Source organism: Streptomyces sp. ISL-12 (assembly GCF_018614415.1).
Classification (GTDB): domain Bacteria; phylum Actinomycetota; class Actinomycetes; order Streptomycetales; family Streptomycetaceae; genus Streptomyces.
This window is the reverse complement of record NZ_JAGGOO010000124.1, coordinates 16150-34663: the sequence shown is the minus strand read 5'-3', so window position 1 is coordinate 34663 and position 18514 is coordinate 16150. Positions and strand designations below refer to the sequence as shown.

Below are 18514 nucleotides of genomic sequence, written 5' to 3'. Positions count from 1 at the left end.
TCTGCCCCCAGCCACTGTCAACAAAGCTGTCAACGCTTAGTGAGTGCACGGGCATTGACCGTCACTTCCCCTGGGCCCTACGTTCCCGCTCAGCACGTTCGTGCTGTTCGCGCACACACTCTCACAGGGGGAGTCATGCGTCGTCTGCTCGTCGGCCTCACGGCCGTTTCCGTCCTGGTCGTCGCAACGGCCTGCGGCTCGTCCGGCTCCGGGGGGTCCGACGGCTCCGGCTCCTCCGGCTCCACCACCTCCGTCAAGGTGGGCCTCATCCCCATCGTCGACGTCGCCCCGCTCTATCTGGGCCAGAAGAAGGGCTTCTACGAGAAGCACGGCCTGAAGCTGTCCCTGACCCTCGCACAGGGCGGCGCGGCGATCGTGCCGGGCGTGACGAGCGGTCAGTTCCAGTTCGGATTTTCCAACACCACGTCGCTGCTGATCGCCCAGTCCAACAACGTGCCGGTGAAGGCCGTGGCCAACGGCATCGCCTCCACCGGTGAGGAGGGAAAGGACTTCGGCGCGATCACCGTCAAGGGCGACAGCCCGGTCAAGTCGGCGAAGGAGCTGGAGGGCAAGAAGGTCGCCATCAACACGCTGAAGAACATCAACGAGACCGCCGTGCGGGCCTCGGTCGGCAAGGCGGGCGGCGACCCGGACAAGGTGGACTTCGTCGAGCTGGCCTTCGACCAGATGCCGGCCGCGCTGGACGGCGGGCAGATCGACGCGGCGATGGTGGTGGAACCGGCGCTGGCCACCATCAAGAGCCAGGGCGGCCGGGAGATCGCCTCCTCGATGGTGGACATCGCCCCCGACCTGACCGTCGCCATGTACTTCACCTCCACCCAGTACGCGCGGCAGAACCCGGAGGTGGTGAAGAAGTTCCAGGAGGCCACCGCCGAGTCGCTCGCCTACGCCGACTCCCACCCCGACGAGGTCCGCGAGATCGTCGCCACGTACACCAAGATCCCCGCGGACGTCCTGGCGGAGGTCACCCTGCCGAAGTGGCCGGCCGAGGCGAACCGTGCCTCCATCGAGGCGCTGGCCGAACTGGGCCGGGAGGGCGGCCTGTTCAAGCAGGAGCCCGACCTGGACGAGCTGCTGCCGTGAAGGGGGTGAACACCGCGCTGGGCGCGGCCGGGCTCGCGGCCTTCCTCGCCCTCGGTGAGGCAGTGCCGCGGCTCGGCCTGGTGAAGGAGGAGTACTTCCCGCCGACCAGCCGGATCGCGGACGCGTTCGTCACCGAGGTCACCGACGGCGCCTTCTGGACCGCCCTCGGCGACACCCTCACCGGCTGGGCGCTGGGCCTGGCGATCGCGGTCGGCGCCGGGATCGTCGTCGGGGTCCTGCTGTCCGTGGTGCCGCACCTGCGCGAGGCGACCGCGTCCACGATCGAGTTCCTCCGCCCGATCCCGTCCGTCGCGCTGATCCCGCTCGCCGTCCTCCTCTACGGCACCGAACTGCGCTCGGTGCTGCTCCTGGTCGTCTACGCCTCCTTCTGGCAGGTGCTGATCCAGACCCTGTACGGCGTCCAGGACGTCGACCCGGTGGCGGAGGAGACGGCACGGTCGTACGGTCTGGGGGCGTGGGCGCGGGTGCGGCACGTGCTGTGGCCGACCGCGCTGCCGTACGTGATGACCGGGGTGCGGCTGGCGGCGGCGGTCGCGCTGATCCTCGCCGTCACCGCCGAACTGGTCATCGGCGCACCGGGGCTGGGCGCGCGGATCGCGGTGGCGCAGACCTCGCAGGCGGTGCCGGAGATGTACGCGCTGATCGTCGTCGCCGGTCTGCTGGGGCTGCTGATCAACGTGGGTGCCCGGTCGGTGGAGCGGCGGGCGCTGGCCTGGCACCAGTCGGTACGCGGGGAGGTGGCGGTGTGAGGACGGTGCTGCTGCGGCTGGTGTTCACGCTCGCGCTGCCCGCGGTGCTGGTCGCCGTGTGGTGGGTGGCGTCGGACGGCAGCCGGGACGTGTACTGGCCGCCGCTGCGGACCATCGTCACCGCGTTCCCGGACGTGTGGACGGGCGAGCGGTGGCGCGGGGACGTACTGCCCAGTGTGCTGCGGCTGCTGGCGGGCTACGCCCTGGCGGCCGTGGCCGGTGTCTCGCTGGGCACGCTGATCGGGTCCTACCGGCGGGTGCGGGCGGTGTGCGAGCCGGTCCTGGAGTTCCTGCGGGCGGTGCCGCCGCCGGTGCTGGTGCCGGTGATCATTCTGTTCGCGGGGATCGGCGACACCATGAAGATCGTCGTCATCGCCGCCGGTTCGGTGTGGCCGATCCTGCTCAACACGGTCGAGGGCGTCCGCGCGGTCGACCAGGTGATGGCGGAGACGGCCCGTTCGTACGGCATCTCGGGCGTGGCGCGGCTGCGTACCGTCGTGCTGCCGTCGGCGAGTCCGCAGATCTTCGCGGGGCTGCGGCAGGCCCTGTCGATCGGCATCATCCTGATGGTGATCAGCGAGATGTTCGCGGCGAGCAACGGGCTCGGGTTCACCGTCGTGCAGTTCCAGCGTTCGTTCGCGATCCCCGACATGTGGACCGGCATCCTGCTGCTCGGTCTGCTGGGTTTCGTGCTCTCGGTCCTCTTCCAGCTGGTCGAGCGGCGGGTGCTCGGCTGGTACCACGGTTCGCGCGCCGCCTCCCGGCGGCCATGAGCCCAGTCCTCGAAAGGGCGGTCCATGCTCGACGTACGCGGCCTGCGGAAGGTGTACGAGGGATCCGGGCGCCGGATCGAGGCGGTGCGCGATCTGACGTTCACCGTCGAGGCCGGTGAACTGGTGTGTCTGGTCGGGCCCTCCGGGTGCGGCAAGACGACGCTGCTGAAGTGCGTGGGCGGGCTGCTCACGCCGACGGGCGGCGAGGTGTCGCTGGCCGGGCGGCCGGTGCACGGGCCGCCGCCCGGGATGGCGTTCGTCTTCCAGGAGTACGGGCGCAGTCTCTTCCCGTGGATGCGGGTCGCCGAGAACGTCGGACTTCCCCTGAAACACAAGGACATGACCAAGTCACGGCGCCGTGAACTGGTCGCGGACGCGCTCGCCTCGGTAGGTCTGGCGGACGCGGCCGGCGCCTACCCGTGGCAGCTCTCCGGCGGAATGCAGCAGCGGGCCGCCATCGCTCGGGCGCTCGCCTACGAGCCCGAGGTACTGCTGATGGACGAGCCGTTCGCGGCGGTGGACGCGCAGACCCGCGCCGACCTGGAGGACCTGGTGCGGCGGCTGTGGCAGGAGCGCGGGATCACCATCCTGTTCGTCACCCACGACATCGACGAGGCGGTGTACCTCGGCGAACGGGTCGTCGTCCTCTCCGCCTCCCCCACCGTGGTCCGCGAGCAGCTCACGGTCGACCTGCCGGCCGAGCGCGACCAGGTGCGCACCCGCGCCGCCCCGCGCTTCACCGAACTGCGGACCCATGTGTACGAGCAGATCCAGGCGGCGAAGCGCGGGGCGGCGGCCGGTCGGCCGGAGGTCACGAAAGATACGCCTCCACCTCGCTGAACTGGGCGGCGGGCCAGCCGGTGTTGCCGGTGACGTGCAGCCGCAGATAGCGGACGTCGCCGCTCACCGGCACGGTCACCGTGTTGCCGGTGGCCGGGTCGAACCGGTAGCCCTGTGCGCCCACCAGCGTGGTGTACGCGGACCCGTCGGTGCTGCCCTGCACGGACAGGGTCTGGGTGCGGGCGCCCCAGGCCGCGGACGGCGGCAGCTTCAGCACCAGCCGCCGTACGGGCTGCCGGGAGCCGAGGTCGACGGTGAGGGACTGCGGGAAGGCGTTGTTCGCCGACTCCCAGTAGGTGTTCGGGTCGCCGTCGACCGCCTTGCCGGGCGTGTAGACGTCCTGGGACCCGGTGGCGGTGGCGGGGCGGCCCGCGGCCAGGTTGCGGTCCGGGTCGGGGTCGGGGTTGCCCTGGCCGGGCTGGGGCCAGGTGGAGCAGTCGGCCCAGGTGCTGTCCCAGCCGGAGTTGCCGCCGCCGTCGGTGAGCGTGAAGGTGCCCGAGCCGGCCGGGTAGGGGCAGTTGTAGACGCCCGCGGAACCGACGCCGGTGGCCGTGACGTCGCGGAAGGTGACGGCGCCCGGGGTCTCGGCCTGGACGACGACCGTACCGACCTTGTTCACGGTCGCCCCGTCGACGGTGGTGTTCTTGGCGGCGAAGCCGCGCCCGCTGCCGGAGACGAACTCGAAGGCGCTGTACGGGCTGTCGGTGACCGTCGTGTCGGTGACCTTCACCTGCGCCTCGATGGCGCTGTCGTAGGAGTCGACCCGCAGGGCGCCCATGGGGTGGTTCCAGTTGGGGTTCATGGCGCCGGTGCGCACGAGGGTGTTGCCGTCGACGGTGATGGTGCCGGAGAGGGGGTGGAAGGGGTCGAGGAACTTCTGGTTGGAGATCGCGATGCCGCTGCCGAGGGCGTTGGTGTCGGAGATCAGGTTGCCGCTGACGGTGATGTCGGTGCCGCCGTAGATCGCGATGCCGTTGGCGAGGTTGGGCTGGGTGATGGTGTTGTCGGTGAAGCTGCTGCCGACGTCGGGCTGGTTGAGCGACCACATGGCGAGCGCGTCGTCGCCCTGGTTGCGCAGGAAGTTGTTCCTGACCTTGACGCCCCGCGCGTTGCCGTTGAGGTTGAGGCCGTCGGCGGTGGTGTCGAGGATGCGGTTGTTCTCGACGACGAGGTTGTCGTTGGTGCCGGTCAGCCAGAGGCCCACCTTGAGGTGCTGGAGCCACATGCCGGAGACGGAGCTGTCCGGGCCGAGGGAGCCGTTGACGAAGTTGTCCGGGGCGGAGTCGACGCGTTCGGTGACCTCGCCGATGACCGCGAAGTCCTTGAGGTGGACGCGGCCCGCGCTGCTCTGCTGGTCGATGAAGCGGGAGCCGCGCACGACGGAGTGCCAGGCGCCCGCGCCCTGGATCGTGACGTTCTGCACACCGTTGAGGGAGGAGGTGATCCGGTACTCCCCCGGCGGTATCCACACCGTCCCGCCCTGCGCGGCGGCGATGGCGTCCCGGAACGCCTGGGTGGAGTCGCCCTGGCCTGCGGGGTCGGCGCCCTTGTCGGTGACGGAGACGGCACCGGCGGGCTTCGTCGCCGCCCCGGCGACCTGCTCGAAGTCGGCCACGTCCACGGTGACCTGGACGTTCGTCGCCTCGAAGGCGACCTTGTCACCGGCCTGGACGTCCTGGCCGAGCAACAGGCGGGCGTTGTCGTAGAGGTGGTGGGTCTTGGAGCCGGCGATCCAGGGGGTGTCGACGTAGGAGTACTTGGAGGTGACGGGGAGGGTCTTGGTGAGCTTCTGCCCGTTGACGTAGACGCTCATCGAGCCGGACTGGCCGTCGGGGACGCTGTAGGCGACGTTCACGGCGTTGGCGGCCCGGGGCACGGTGAACTCGACGCGCTGCCCGGCGGTGAGGCGTACGGCCTGCCGTCCGGACGCCTCGGAGGGAAGGGTGCCCTGGGTGTGGTCCGGCCCGATCTTCGTGCCGGTGGAGGTGGCGGCCTCGGCTTCGACGGAGGTGAAGGGGAGGGTGGCCCCGGCGGCGGCCTGAGCGGCACCGGGGGCCAGGGCGACGAGGGTGCCGGCGGCGAGGGCGACGGCGACACCGAGGTGAGCGGATCTGGTGAGGTGCATGTGCGGTTCCCTTTCAAGTGGGGGTCAGGGAAGCGCCCCGTCAGGGGCGCGGGGAACTGCGCGACCAGCCTCAGCCGGCCCGCAGCCGAGCCTCTAGCGCAGCCACACGGCCACGTCCTCGGGCAACCGCCCGTCCGGGTCCAGGGACCCGCTGCGCAGCAGGACACTGGTGTGCGCGGGAAGATCGACGGCCGAGTCCGAGAGATTCACCACGACGGTGACGTCACCACGGCTGAAGGCGAGAACTCCCTCGGGTCCGGGCAGCCAGCTCAGCGCCGCGTCCCCGAAAACCGACCGGCCCCGGATCGCCTCCCGGTACAGCGCGAGCATGGAGCCGGGATCGCCGTCCTGCCGGTCCGCCGCGTACGCCCCCCACCCGGCCGGCTGCGGCAGCCAGGGGTCGCCGCCGAACCCGGAGTGCGCCGTGTCCGCCGCCCAGGGCAACGGCACCCGGCACCCGTCCCGCCCCGGGTCGACCCCGCCCGAGCGAGCGTGCATGGGGTCCTGGATGCGGTCGAGCGGGATGTCGGCCTCGGGCAGCCCGAGTTCCTCGCCCTGGTAGACGTAGACCGCGCCGGGCAGCGCCATCGACAGCAGGGCGGCGGCCCGCGCCCGTCGGGTGCCGAGAGCGAGGTCGGTCGGCGTGCCGAACGCCTTGGACGCGAAGTCGAACCCGGTGTCCCCGGCCCGCCCGTACCGGGTGACCGTACGCGTGACGTCGTGATTGCACAGCACCCACGTCGCGGGCGCCCCGATCGGCGCGTGCTCCGCGAGCGTGGTGTCGATGGAGGCGCGCAGCCGGTCCGCCTCCCAGGGGCAGGTCAGGAAGGAGAAGTTGAACGCGGTGTGCAGCTCGTCGGGGCGCAGATACCGCGCGAAGCGCTCGGTGTCCGGCAGCCACACCTCGCCGACGAAGACCCCGCCGTACTCGTCGGCGACGGCCCGCCAGGAGCGGTAGACGTCGTGGAGTTCGTCGCGGTCGACGTACGGGTGCGGGTCGCGGCCCTCGGTGAAGTCGGGCAGGCCGGGGTCCTTGACCAGCAACGCGGCGGAGTCGATGCGGACGCCGGCGACCCCGCGTTCGAACCAGAACCGCAGGATGTCCTCGTGTTCCTGGCGGACGGCCGGGTGGGCCCAGTTGAGGTCGGGCTGTTCGGGGGCGAAGAGGTGGAGGTACCAGTCGCCGTCGGGGAGCCGGGTCCACGCGGGCCCGCCGAACTCCGACTGCCAGTCGTTGGGCGGCAGTTCACCGCTCTCGCCCCGCCCCGGACGGAAGTGGAACAGCTCCCGCTCGGGGCCGCCGTCCAGCGCCGCCCGGAACCAGGGGTGCTGGTCGGAGACGTGGTTGGGCACGATGTCGACGATGGTGCGGATGCCCAGCTCACGGGCCTCGGCGATCAGCTTCTCCGCCTCCGCGAGGGTGCCGAAGGACGGGTCGACGGCACGGTAGTCGGCGACGTCGTAGCCGCCGTCCTTCATCGGGGAGAGGTACCAGGGGGTGAACCACAGGGCGTCCACGCCGAGTTCGGCGAGATAGGGCAGGCGGGCCCGGACACCGGCCAGGTCGCCGGTGCCGTCGCCGTCACCGTCGGCGAAGCTGCGGACGTACACCTGGTAGATGACGCCGCGGCGCCACCAGTCGGAGGTGTTCGGGGCAGGGGTGGGCTGTCCCACGGTGCGTGCCTTTCTACGAGGGTGAGGGAGGGCGTCAGCCCTTGGTGCTGCCCGCGCTGATGCCGGCGATGATGTGCCGCTGGAAGACCAGGAACATGGCGACCATGGGAATGCTGGCGATCACCATCGCGGCGATGAGCACGGTCAGCGGGATGTTCTGTGAGAGCTGGACGAGCGCCACGCTGATCGGCTGCTTCTCGGTGTCGGAGAAGACCATCAGCGGCCACAGGAAGTCCTGCCAGACGGCGACCAGCGCGAAGATCGACACCACGCCGAGGACCGGACGCGACATGGGCAGCACGATCGACCACAGCACCCGCAGCTTCCCGGCGCCGTCGATCTCGGCGGCCTCCAGCACATCGCGGGGTATCTGGTCGAAGAAGCGTTTGAGCAGGTAGAGGTTGAAGGCGTTGGCGACGGCCGGCAGCCAGATGGCCAGGGGGTCGTTGAGCAGTCCGAGGTCGGCGACGGTCAGGTACTTCGGGACGACCAGGGCCTGGGTCGGCACCATCAGGGTGGCGAGGATACCGCCGAGGATCACCTTGCCGAAGGCGGGCTTCAGCTTGGACAGGGCGTAGGCGGCGGCCGTGCACAGGACGAGCTGGAAGATCCAGGCGCCGGCCGCCTGGACCACCGTGTTCCACAGGTGGGTCGGCAGCTGCATCAGCTCCCAGGCGTCGGTGTAGCCGCTGGTCCGCCACTTCTCCGGCACCAGGGTGGGTGGCGTACGGGCCACCTCGTCCGGGGACTTCAGCGCGCCGGTCACCATCCAGTAGACGGGGAAGAGGAAGGCGAGCGCGAAGAGCAGGACGGTGCCGGTGAAGACGGCCCAGTAGGCGGCCCTGCCGCGCGGGCGGGCCAGGACGGCCGGGGAGACGAGGGTACGGGCGGAGCTCATGCGTCCTCCCCGTCGGAGCGGGTGAGCCGGAGGTAGACGGCGGAGAACAGGCCGAGCAGCAGCAGGAGCATGACGCTCAGCGCGCAGGCGCCGCCGAAGTCGTTGTAGAGGAAGGCGTACTTGTAGATGAGGTAGAGGACGGTGACCGTGGAGTTCTCCGGGCCGCCTCCCGTGATCACGAACGGTTCGGTGAAGACCTGCATCGTCGCGATGATCTGGAGCAGCATCAGCATCAGGATCACGAACCTGGTCTGCGGGACCGTGACGTGCCGGACGCGTTGCAGCAGGTTCGCGCCGTCCAGTTCGGCGGCCTCGTACAGCTCGCCGGGGATGGACTGGAGGGCGGCGAGGTAGATCAGGACGGTCCCGCCCAGGTTGGCCCAGGTGGCGACGATGACCAGCGAGACCAGGGCGGTGTCGGCGCCGTTGGACCAGTTCGAGGTGGGCAGGTGCAGGAAGCGCAGGGCCTCGTTGGCGAGGCCGGCGCCCGGGTCGTAGAACCACTTCCACAGCAGGGCGCTGACCACCGGCGGGATCATCACCGGCAGGTAGACCACGACCCGGAAGAACGCCTTGGCGTGCCGGAGTTCGTTGAGGACCAGGGCGAGGACGAAGGGGACCGCGAAGCCGATGAGGAGGGCCAGCGCGGTGAAGGTGAGGGTGTTGCGCCAGGCGTCGGCGAACTCGGGGTCCTGGAAGACCCGGGTGAAGTTGGCGGTGCCGACCCACTCGGCCTCGGCGCCCGGCGTGTACTTCTGGAAGGCGATGACGACCGCGCGGATCGCCGGGTACCAGGAGAAGAGCGCGAAGCAGATCAGTCCGCCGAGGAGGAAGCCGTAGGCGCGGCCCTGTTCGGCGAGGCGGCGCCGCCCGCGGTCCGTGCGCACGGGTGACGCCGGTACCGGGCGGACCGGCACGGCCCCGGTCGGTCGTTCAGCCGTCTTCGTCACCGGTCAGCTCCGGGCCAGGATGCTGTCGATCTTCCCGGAGGCGTCGTCGAGCAGCTGGTCGATGTCGGCGTCCTCCTTGGTCAGGACGGCGGAGACGACGCCGTCGAGGACGGAGTAGATCTGCTGGGCGCTGGGCGGCTCGATCTTCATCTCCAGCTTCTGGTTGCCGTCGAGGAAGGACTGGTAGTTCTCCACCGGGACGTTGGCGTTGGCCTTCTTGACCTGCTGGTCCTCGGCGTCGGCGGCGCCCGTGAACAGCCGGGGCTCGGGCAGGCCGACCGGGGCGTCCTCCGCCTTGGCACGGGCGTAGTCGCCGAGGAAGCCCTCCCCGGGGGTGAGGAACATGTGGTCGAGCCACTTGAGGCCGGCCCGGATCTGCTCGGGGCTGGCCTTCTTGTTGAACATGTAGCCGTCGCCGCCGATGAGGGTGCCCTGGCCGCCGGGCATCGGGGCGAGGGCGAGGTCCTCGTAGGCGCCGCCCTTCTCCTTGACCAGGATCGGGATGTTGTCGGGGGCGGCGAGGTACATGCCCAGCTTGCCGGAACCCATCATCTGCTGGACGTCGTTGATGACCAGGAGCTGCTTGCTGCCCATCGAGTCGTCCTTCCAGCGCATGTCGTGCAGCGTCTGGAGGACGGCGTGCCCCTCCGGGGTGTCGACGGTGGCCTTCTTGCCGTCGGCGCCGACGACGTCGCCGCCGCGCGAGTACAGCTCTGCGGTGAAGTGCCAGCCGCCCTGGTTCTGGGCGCTGTAGTCGGCGTAGCCGACGGTGCCGTCGCCGAGGGCGGCGATCTTCTTGGCGGCGGCGCGTACCTCGTCCCAGGTGGCCGGGGGCCGGTCCGGGTCGAGTCCGGCCTTCTCGAAGAGCGCCTTGTTGTAGATCAGGCCCATCGAGTAGCCGGTGCGCGGGATGCCGTAGACCTTGCCGTCGACGGTGTAGATGTCGCGCAGTTGCTGCTGGAGGGTGTCGTAACTCTTCAGCTCCTTGACGTACGGGGTGAGATCGGCCGCCTGGCCGATGTCGACGACGTGCCGGGCGTCGGTGAAGTACGTGTAGAAGACGTCCTCCATCTGGCCGCCGGCGAGCTTGGCGTCGAACGTCTTGGGGTCCTGGCAGGGGAAGGCGTCGTGCGGGACGACGTCGATGTCCGGGTTGGCCTTCTCGAAGGCGGCGACGTCCTCCTCGAAGAAGGCCCGGTCGACCTTGGCGCTCTTGGGCGGCATGCAGTTGACCGTGATGCGGGTCTTGCCGCTCGCGGACTCGTCGTCGCCGGACCCGCAGGCGGAGACGGTGAGGGCGAGCGAGCAGACGCTCAGCGCGGCGAAGGTACGGCGGAACCCGGTGCGTGACATCGGTGACCCCTCAGGACAGGAGCGGTGGGCGCCGCACACTCAAGCACCGGCAACAGCACGGCGCAAGATGTCACGCAGGATTTGCAATTATTCGACAAGTAGTTGGATCTCGGGGACTCGCGACGGCCGGTCAGACGCGGAGAGCCTGCGCGGTGGAGCCGCGCACCACCAGCTCCGGTTCGAACAGCAGCTCCTCGGCGGCCACGGACCGGCCGTTGATCTGCGCGCTGAGCAGTTCCACGACGGCCCGGCCCATCGCCTCGATGGGCTGCCGGACGGTGGTCAGCGGGGGCTCGGTGCAGTTCATCAGCGCGGAGTCGTCGTAGCCGACGACGGAGATCCGTGACGGCACGTCCAGCCCCTTGCGCCGGGCGGCCCGTACGACACCGAGGGCGAGGATGTCGCTGGCGCAGATGAAGCCGGTGACACCGCGGTCGATCAGCCGGGACGCCGCCGCGTGGCCGCCCTCGATGGAGAACATCGCGCGGGCCACGTACTCGTCACGCACCTCGCCGACGGCCCGCGCGGCGGCCAGCTTCCGCCCCGAGGGCAGGTGGTCGGCGGGGCCGAGCACGAGGCCGATCCGCTCGTGGCCGAGCGAGGCCAGGTGCCGCCAGGCCTGTTCCAGGGCCACGGCGTCGTCGCAGGAGACACCGGGGAACCCGAGGTGTTCGATGGCCGCGTTGACCAGCACCACCGGGATCTTGCGGTCGGCGAGCCGCTCGTAGTGGCCGTGCGGCGCGTCGGCCTGGGCGTACAGGCCGCCGGCGAAGACGACGCCGGAGACCTGCTGTTGCAGCAGCAGGTCCACGTAGTCGGCCTCGGAGACGCCGCCCTTGGTCTGCGTGCACAGCACCGGGGTGAGGCCGAGCTGCGCCAGGGCGCCGCCGATGACCTCGGCGAACGCCGGGAAGATCGGGTTCTGCAGCTCGGGCAGGACCAGGCCGACGAGCCGGGCGCGCTCGCCGCGCAGCTGGGTGGGCCGCTCGTAGCCGAGCACGTCCAGGGCGGACAGGACCGCCTGCCGGGTGGCCTCGGAGACCCCGGGCTTGCCGTTGAGCACCCGGCTGACCGTGGCCTCGCTGACCCCGACCTTCTTCGCCACCTCAGCAAGTCGTCGCGTCATGCGCGCAAGAATAGCGCAAGTAATGCAAGCGGTTTGCGTAAAGCGGTCTCCGGAGCTCGCCGACGAGGACGGCGGTCAGTCCGCGGCCGGGACCACCCTGAGGTGGGCGCTGCCGGTCCGGGTGCGGCGCTCGCGGGACGGGGTGCGCCGGGCCTGACGCAGCACCAGGGTCAGCCGCCGATAGCCCAGTTCCTCCAGCGAACGAGAGGTCTCGACGACGACGCGGCACTCGGCGGTGGCCCGGCGGGCGTCGGGGTGGCGCAGCGGCCGTACCGTGCCGTCGTGCTCCACGGCCTCCTCGCCGACCGCGCGGATCCAGTGCGGCAGGCCCTGCCGGTAGGCGGCCTCCATGATCGGGTCCTGGGCGATGTCGCGGCGGATCGCCTGGAGCACGTGGTCGTGGCCGTGACACTCGATGTCGGAGGCGAAGTGGGCCAGCATCGGCAGGCACCAGCGCGACTCGTGCTCGGCCTCGCCGAGGACCGCGGGCGCGTCCGGGTGGAAGAGCACGTAACGGAGGAAGTTGTCGTCGGGCATCGCCGTCGGGTGCGGCCCGGCCTCGCGGAAAAGTGTCCGGAACGCGCCGTTGGCCAGGACCACGTCCCAGCGGTGGTCGACGACGAACGAGGGATGCGGGACGGCGTCCAGAAGCGCGGCGTAGTCGTCCAGGTACGCCTGGGCCTCGGGAGTCACGGGGGCGGGCCGCGGTGCCGGCCGCTGTCCGCCTGCCTGAAATGCCATCGGGAGGTCACCCCTCTTGCCTATGCGGCCTTCACGCGGCGCCCCGATCCTGCTGCTCGGACGCAAGGCATGTCAACTATCGTGGCATTTCATGACCGTTGACGGCCGAAATTGGCCACAGTTGTGGCGACGTCTGGATGTCAGTTCGAACGACGGCTACTCTCCGGGAAGTTCACGGCAACCGCTTGTGCGTGGCCTGTGGGTCCGGTGAGAGACGTAGGAGATCTGTCGGTGGCGGGTGACTTCGAGGGTCCGGGCACCACGCAGACGGCAGCACTGCCGTCCGTGCTCTCCCGCGTCGCCGCGCTCGCCGACCGGCTCGGCGTGCCGCACGCCGAGGTCTTCGACACCGGCCGGCTGTCCGCCGCCTCCGGGGTGCCCGAGTCCGTGGTCAAGGCCCTGCTGGGCGGCCGGGCGGCCGGGGAGCCCGATGTGCAGGCCCGGTTCACGCAACGCCTCGACCTGCTGCGGCGTACCCGGCTCAAGCCCAACGGCCGCAGGTACACGCAGCAGGAGATCGCCGACGGCGCCGGGATGTCGCGCCAGCAGGCGGGCGCGCTCATCAACGGCGACCGGCGGCCCACCATGGAGCACTGCGACGCCCTCCAGCGCTTCTTCCGGGTGCACGCCGGGTTCCTGACGGCCGAGGACCCGGAGGCACTGGCCGGCGCCCTGCAGCGCACCGAGCAGGAGCTGTTGCAGCAGCTCGCCGACCGGGAGCGGGCGGCGACCGAGGCGGCGGGCGACCCGCTGGAGCGGCTGTTACAGGACCACGGTGTGCGCGGGATCGCCTGGCGGGCCGCGCAGTTGCCCACCGACCAGCACCGGGACAAGGTCGCCGAGTGGCTGGACATGCTCCTGGAGAGCGTCAAGCGGCCCGAGTCGTGAGCCCGGGAGTGAGCTGGGGCACCGGGAGACAGATGCGCCGCCTGTGCGGCCGGCTGGTGGCGGAACTGTCCCTGCCGGTGCCGGCGCCGCCCGCCGACCTGTACGCGGAACTGTGCGGGGCGATGAGCCGGCGCCGGGGGCGTCCGGTGCTGTTCCGTACGGCCGCGTTCCCGCCCGGGACGGCCAGCGGACTGTGGCTCGACATGGCCGACCGTGACCTGGTCGTCGTGGAGGAACGCACCGCCCCCGAACACCAGTTGGTCATCCTGGGTCACGAACTGTGGCACATGTGGGCCGGACACCGGGGGCACGTCGCCGAGGGCGCCGCGGTCGCCGCCCGGCTGCTGGACGGGGACGTCGACGACGACACCCTGCGGGCCACCGTCCGCGCGGTCGCCGCCCGCTCCCGGTTCGACCTGGCCGACGAACGCGAGGCGGAGGGCTTCGGCCTGCTGCTGGCCAGCAAGTGCCGTAGCCGGCTGGCGGGTGCGTCGTTGCGGGGGCCGGTGCGGCGGGACCGTCTGGCGGGGCGGATCGAGGCGTCGTTGGGGTATCCCGGGGGCTGCGCGGGGTGAGGGGCGGGCATCCGGGAGCAGTTCGGGGTGAGGCGGCGGGCATCCGGAGGCAGTTCGGGGTGAGGCGGCGGGCTCCCGGGGGCAGTTCGGGGTGAGGCGGCGGGCATCCGAGGGCGACACGGGCCGAGAAAGCAGACAACCGAGGACGACACGGGCCGAGAAGGCGGCCGAGGGCGCGCGGCCCGACGGGACTCGCCCGCCCCGACCCGCCCGCCGTGCGCCGCTCGCCCGGATTGTCAGTGGGGGGCGGCAAGCTGGTGGGGTGGCCGCCGTACGGGGCGGCGCGCTCGACGTCGATGTGGGGAGAGCCGACCGATGACCACCGCCGTGCCGACCGACCGGGAACGCGCCGCCGTCCAGGCGTATCTGCGCCTGCTGCACACCGTACGGGCCGCCTTCGACTCGGTCGCGGACGCGCCCGGCGCCCCGTCGCCCCCGGTCGTCCCGCCGGCCGTCCTCGCGGAGGCCGAACAGGCGTTGCGCGACGCGGGGCTGACCGGGAGCGAGGAGGCGTTCTTCCGGCTGCTGGCGAGCTGGTGTTCCGAGCCCTGACGTCCGTCAGGCGGGCGGCGGTACGGTGACGGCGGTGACGAGCAGGCCGTCCCGGGCCGCCCAGCGGCCGTCGAAGCGGTCCAGCCGCCGCTCCCCCACCCGGGGCCCCGGCACCAGCAGCGCCGCACGGAACGCGCCGCGGCCCTTGCCGCCGGGGTCCTCGGTGAACTCGATGTCGGCCTCGGAGAAGTCCAGCCACGTGCCGGTGAGCGGGAACCACGCCTTGTAGACGGACTCCTTGGCGCTGAACAGCAGCCGGTCCCAGTGCACGTGGGGCCGCTCGGCGGCCAGCCGGTCCAGCCGCGCGGCCTCCGCGGGCAGCGCCACGGCGGACAGCACCCCCTCCGGGAGCGGCCCGTCCGGTTCGGCGTCGATGCCGAGGGATGCCAGGTCGGTGGCGCGGACCAGCGCGGCGGCGCAGTAGCCGTCGCAGTGGGTCATGCTGCCGACCAGGCCGGACGGCCAGCGCGGCGCGCCGCGTTCACCGTTCAGAATGGGCTGGGGCGGCACGCCGAGGCGGGCCATGGCCCGGCGGGCGCAGGAGCGTACGACGGTGAACTCCCGGCGGCGCTTGGGCACCGCGCGGGCCACGAGCGGCTCCTCCTCGGGGTGCAGCGGCGTGTGCCCGGCGGTGTCGTGGCCGTGCGCCTCCTCGGCGGCCACCGTCTCGGGGAGCACCTCCTCGATCACCGGAACCCGCCCTTCGTGCCCGTGCCGTCGCCGCCGTCCGCGCCGCCCTCCCCCGTGTTCTCGTACGGCCGGATCAGACGCAGCTGCCCGGGCGGCCCCGACCGTCTGCGCCACTCCCGGGGGTAGCCCACCGACACCTCCTCGAAGCGGACGCCCTCGTGCCAGGTGGTGCGGGGGATGTGGAGGTGGCCGTAGACCATGGTGTCGACGCGGAAGCGGCGGTGCCAGTCGGCGGTCAGCCGGGTGCCGCACCACATGGCGAACTCCGGGTGCCACAGGACCTCGGTGGGGTGCCGGTCCAGCGGATAGTGGTTGACCGGGATGACGGGCAGGCCGTCCGGCAGCGCCGCGAGCCGTGCCTCGGTCTCGGCGACCCGGGCCCGGCACCAGGCCTCGCGGCTCGGGTAGGGGTCGGGATGCAGCAGGTATTCGTCGGCGCAGACGATGCCGGTGCCGTGCGCGTAGGCCAGCCCCTCGTCCTTGGTGGCGCAGCCGTCCGGCAGGAAGGAGTAGTCGTAGAGGAGGAAGAGCGGGGCGACGGCCACCGGGCCGCCCGGGCCGTCCCAGACCGGGTAGGGATCCTCGGGTGTCGTCACGCCGAGTCCGCGGCAGACCTCGACGAGGTGCTCGTAGCGCTCGGTGCCGCGCAGGGTGACGGAGTCCTTGGGGTGGGTCCACAGTTCGTGGTTGCCGGGCGCCCAGACGACGCGGCGGAAGCGGCCGGCGAGCATGCCGAGCGCCCAGCGGATGTCCTCGACGGTCTCCGCGACGTCACCGGCGACCAGCAGCCAGTCGTCGTCCGAGGCGGGGCGCATGGCCTCGACCAGGGCCCGGTTCTCCTCGTATCCGATGTGCAGGTCGCTGACGGCCCACAGTTGTCCGGCGCCACCGGCCGTCGACGTCACGTCTCGCCCCTCCGTACGCTCCGGCGCCGCACGCCCGCCCCCGCGGACCCGGCCGGTCGCCCCCACGAGATCACACGGCGGGCCGGGGCGACAAGACCGACCGGTCCGGCCACGCGCTCGTGGCACGGCCGCTGTCGATCCTTAACACGCGCGTTGCACGGGGCCGCCCCCGAACCCCTATGATCGCCCCAACACCACCGCCCCTGACTCCCCCTTCACGCGGAGCGGCTCGGTGTCCCTTTTCTCCCTTGGCCGGGCACGGCCGGCTGTGCCCTGCCCGCTTACCGTGGAAGGCGGCCTGCATGGTCTCTCGCGTACGCGTCTGGCTCAACCGCACGTACGCGGAGAACGTGTTCTTCATGGATCAGCTGCGGAGAAATCCCGGCGACCGGGCCGTCGAGATCCATGCCACGCACGGCGACCCCGACTCCCCCGTCCTGGCCGCCGCCGACACCGCCGAACTGGAGCCGGAGAACCTGTCCCCGGCGGCGTACGTGGAGTTCGCGCTGGACCAGTGCCGGCGGCGCGGCATCGACGTGTTCGTGCCCCGGCTGCACCAGAGCGCGATCGTGGCGCACCGCGCCGAGTTCGAGGCGGCCGGTACGGCGCTGCTCGCCCCGCCGCCCGAGGCGGTGGCCGTCTTCCGGGACAAGGTGATCGGCTACGAGGCGGCCCAGGCGGTCGGCGTGCCGGTGCCGCCCTGGTGGCGGGTACGGACGGCCGACGAACTGGTCGCGGCGGTGGAGGAACTGGAGGACCAGGGGCACCGGGCGTGCTTCAAGCCGGCGTCCGGCGCGGGCGGGGTGGGCTTCCGGGTGATCACCCGCAGCCCCTTCTCCCTGGTGCACCTGAGCGGTTTCCCGTCCCCGTACGTGCCGCTGGACCTGGCGGTGGAGGCGGTGCGGGCGGCGGACGAGCCGGTCGACTGGCTGGTGATGCCGCGCCTGGAGGAGCCGGAGGTGTCGGTGGACTGCCTCACCGGCACCGACAACCGGGTGCGCATGGCGGTGGGCCGTACCAAGAACGGCCGCCGCCGCGGGTTCACGCTCGACGAGCGCTGGCTGGAGCCCGCGCGGCGGGTCGCGGAGGGCTTCGGGCTGCACCACCTGTCCAACATCCAGTTCCGGATGTACGGCGAGCGTCCGGTGCTGATGGACGTCAACACCCGTCCGGCGGGCGGGCTGCACCAGCTGTCGCTGTGCGGGATCAACGCCCCGTGGGCCGCGGTGCGGCTCGCGCTCGGTGACGACCCGGGCGAGATGGTGCCGCCGTTCCTCGGCCAGGACTACACGGTGGTGTCCGGGCCGCGTCCGCTGCTGCCGGTGCCGCTGCCGCGGCGGCAGCCGGAGGTCCCGGCGCCGGCCGTGCCGGTCCAGGCCCGCCCCGTGGAGCCCCGGCCCGCCCCGGCCGCGGGCCACGTCACCGGCGTGTCCGGGCGTTCCGTGTAGAAGGCGTGTGCGGCCCGAGGTGACGGGTTGTCAGTGGCCACTGCTAGAACAGTCGTGCCCTGACCGACCCGTCACCTCTCTAGGACCACCATGGAACTCCCGGCCGACGTGCCCCTGCATCCGCGCAGCCCCGACCATCTGAGCCACTTCCACGGGCTGCCGGTGTTCGACTTCCCCGAGGCCGGTGAGGACCGCCCGCTGCCGGACGACCCGGGGTCCGTGGCATGGCGCCTGCGGTGCGGCGAGCGGGCCGAGAACGAGAACCCCGGCGACTACTGGAACCGGTTCGTGGCCACCGCGCCGCTGGCCTCGATCCGCGCGCTGCTCGTCGGCAGCCCGTGGTACGGCTTCGACGGGGGCCCCATGGGCGAGGACATCGACGCGCTGAGCGACCGGCTGACCTCCCTGGAGGCGCTCTTCCTCGGCGATGTCGAGATGGAGGAGAGCGAGGTCTCCTGGATCGAGCAGTCCGACGTCAGCGCCTGTCTGCGGGCCTACCCCGGTCTGCGGGAGCTGGGCGTGCGCGGCAGCAACGGCCTGGAGTTCCCCGCTCTCCGCCACGAGGGGCTGCGTACGCTGCGCTTCGAGGCCGGCGGGCTGTCCGCCGAGGTCGTGCGCGGCGTCGCCGCCTCCGGCCTGCCGAACCTGGACTGCCTGGAGGTGTGGCTGGGCGTCGAGGACTACGGCTGTGACGTGACCGTGGCCGACCTGCGGCCGCTGCTGGACGGCGACCGGCTGCCCGCGCTGCGCCACCTGGGGTTGCAGAACAGCCTCTTCCAGGACGAGATAGCCGCCGCGGTGGCCCAGGCGCCGGTGGTGGCGCGGCTGGACTCGCTGCGCCTGTCCATGGGCTCGCTGGGCGACGAGGGCGCCGAGGCACTGCTGCGCGGCCAGCCGCTCACCCATCTGCGCTACCTCGACCTGCACCACCACTACCTCAGCGACGCCATGATGCTGCGCGTGTGGGACGCGCTGGAACCGGCGGGCGTGCGGGTGGACCTGTCCGGCCGGCAGGAGGAGGACGACTGGGACGACGAGCCCGTCCGTTACACGGCCGTCGCCGAGTGACACCCGCCGCGTCCTCGCCCACCCACCGCAGAAA

General features: G+C 71.6%; 18 protein-coding genes. 9 read left to right on the top strand and 9 right to left on the bottom strand.

All coding sequences use genetic code 11. The features are described from left to right. Positions 1-135: 135 nt before the first annotated feature. From J7I94_RS30250 to J7I94_RS30235, 4 genes are read left to right on the top strand one after another with little or no spacing between them, the layout of a single operon-like run. Positions 136-1104: an ABC transporter substrate-binding protein gene (locus J7I94_RS30250; RefSeq protein ID WP_215172185.1), complete on the top strand. Its 969-nt coding sequence runs from the start codon at positions 136-138 to the stop codon at positions 1102-1104. Next, positions 1101-1874 (top strand): ABC transporter permease, encoded by a 774-nt coding sequence (locus J7I94_RS30245; RefSeq protein WP_215172183.1) that lies wholly within the window; start codon positions 1101-1103, stop codon positions 1872-1874. Before J7I94_RS30250 ends, J7I94_RS30245 begins: the two co-directional genes overlap by 4 nt. Beyond that, a complete protein-coding gene (locus J7I94_RS30240; RefSeq protein ID WP_215172181.1) occupies positions 1871-2647 on the top strand; it encodes an ABC transporter permease in 777 nt (258 codons plus the stop codon). The genes J7I94_RS30245 and J7I94_RS30240 overlap by 4 nt, the downstream gene beginning before the upstream one ends. Positions 2648-2671: 24 nt before the next feature. Then, on the top strand, positions 2672-3487 hold the full coding sequence (locus J7I94_RS30235; RefSeq protein WP_215172179.1) for an ABC transporter ATP-binding protein: 816 nt from the start codon (positions 2672-2674) through the stop codon (positions 3485-3487). Here J7I94_RS30235 and J7I94_RS30230 read toward each other — a convergent pair. The 7 genes from J7I94_RS30230 to J7I94_RS30200 all read right to left on the bottom strand — a co-directional run bounded on the left by J7I94_RS30230 (position 3459) and on the right by J7I94_RS30200 (position 12354). Then, a complete protein-coding gene (locus J7I94_RS30230) occupies positions 3459-5612 on the bottom strand; it encodes a discoidin domain-containing protein (RefSeq protein WP_215172177.1) in 2154 nt (717 codons plus the stop codon). The genes J7I94_RS30235 and J7I94_RS30230 overlap by 29 nt on opposite strands. Positions 5613-5705: 93 nt before the next feature. Next, on the bottom strand, positions 5706-7286 hold the full coding sequence (locus J7I94_RS30225) for a glycoside hydrolase family 13 protein (RefSeq protein ID WP_215172174.1): 1581 nt from the start codon (positions 7284-7286) through the stop codon (positions 5706-5708). A 34-nt stretch (positions 7287-7320) separates the two neighbouring features. Next, positions 7321-8184 (bottom strand): carbohydrate ABC transporter permease, encoded by an 864-nt coding sequence (locus J7I94_RS30220; protein WP_215172172.1) that lies wholly within the window; start codon positions 8182-8184, stop codon positions 7321-7323. Further along, on the bottom strand, positions 8181-9134 hold the full coding sequence (locus tag J7I94_RS30215) for a carbohydrate ABC transporter permease (protein ID WP_215172170.1): 954 nt from the start codon (positions 9132-9134) through the stop codon (positions 8181-8183). Before J7I94_RS30215 ends, J7I94_RS30220 begins: the two co-directional genes overlap by 4 nt. Before the next feature lie 3 nt (positions 9135-9137). Next, positions 9138-10487: an ABC transporter substrate-binding protein gene (locus J7I94_RS30210; RefSeq protein WP_215172168.1), complete on the bottom strand. Its 1350-nt coding sequence runs from the start codon at positions 10485-10487 to the stop codon at positions 9138-9140. Positions 10488-10617: 130 nt separating this feature from the next. Next, on the bottom strand, positions 10618-11613 hold the full coding sequence (locus tag J7I94_RS30205) for a LacI family DNA-binding transcriptional regulator (RefSeq protein WP_215172166.1): 996 nt from the start codon (positions 11611-11613) through the stop codon (positions 10618-10620). Between the two features lie 75 nt (positions 11614-11688). Further along, the gene (locus tag J7I94_RS30200; protein WP_215172164.1) at positions 11689-12354 is read right to left on the bottom strand and encodes a hypothetical protein; all 666 of its coding nucleotides are present in this window, start codon (positions 12352-12354) and stop codon (positions 11689-11691) included. Positions 12355-12585: 231 nt separating this feature from the next. Between J7I94_RS30200 and J7I94_RS30195 the strand changes: the two genes are divergently transcribed. The 3 genes from J7I94_RS30195 to J7I94_RS30185 all read left to right on the top strand — a co-directional run bounded on the left by J7I94_RS30195 (position 12586) and on the right by J7I94_RS30185 (position 14369). Continuing rightward, on the top strand, positions 12586-13242 hold the full coding sequence (locus tag J7I94_RS30195) for a helix-turn-helix transcriptional regulator (protein ID WP_215172162.1): 657 nt from the start codon (positions 12586-12588) through the stop codon (positions 13240-13242). Positions 13243-13274: 32 nt separating this feature from the next. Next, positions 13275-13817, top strand: coding sequence for a toxin-antitoxin system, toxin component (locus J7I94_RS30190; protein ID WP_215172160.1), 543 nt, complete (start codon positions 13275-13277; stop codon positions 13815-13817). 315 nt (positions 13818-14132) lie between these two features. Continuing rightward, the gene (locus J7I94_RS30185; RefSeq protein WP_215172158.1) at positions 14133-14369 is read left to right on the top strand and encodes a hypothetical protein; all 237 of its coding nucleotides are present in this window, start codon (positions 14133-14135) and stop codon (positions 14367-14369) included. A 6-nt stretch (positions 14370-14375) separates the two neighbouring features. Here J7I94_RS30185 and J7I94_RS30180 read toward each other — a convergent pair whose 3' ends face one another. Beyond that, a complete protein-coding gene (locus J7I94_RS30180) occupies positions 14376-15059 on the bottom strand; it encodes a 4'-phosphopantetheinyl transferase superfamily protein (protein ID WP_215172156.1) in 684 nt (227 codons plus the stop codon). Continuing rightward, a complete protein-coding gene (locus J7I94_RS30175) occupies positions 15056-15964 on the bottom strand; it encodes a metallophosphoesterase (RefSeq protein ID WP_215172154.1) in 909 nt (302 codons plus the stop codon). The genes J7I94_RS30180 and J7I94_RS30175 overlap by 4 nt, the downstream gene beginning before the upstream one ends. 302 nt (positions 15965-16266) lie before the next feature. Here J7I94_RS30175 and J7I94_RS30170 point away from each other — a divergent pair, with 302 nt between their 5' ends. Together J7I94_RS30170 and J7I94_RS30165 are read left to right on the top strand one after the other, a co-directional pair. Next, positions 16267-17412 (top strand): ATP-grasp domain-containing protein, encoded by a 1146-nt coding sequence (locus tag J7I94_RS30170; RefSeq protein WP_215172152.1) that lies wholly within the window; start codon positions 16267-16269, stop codon positions 17410-17412. Positions 17413-17502: 90 nt separating this feature from the next. Next, entirely contained in the window at positions 17503-18480 is a 978-nt protein-coding gene (locus J7I94_RS30165; RefSeq protein WP_215172150.1) for an STM4015 family protein, read from the top strand. The last annotated feature ends 34 nt before the right edge of the window (positions 18481-18514 follow it).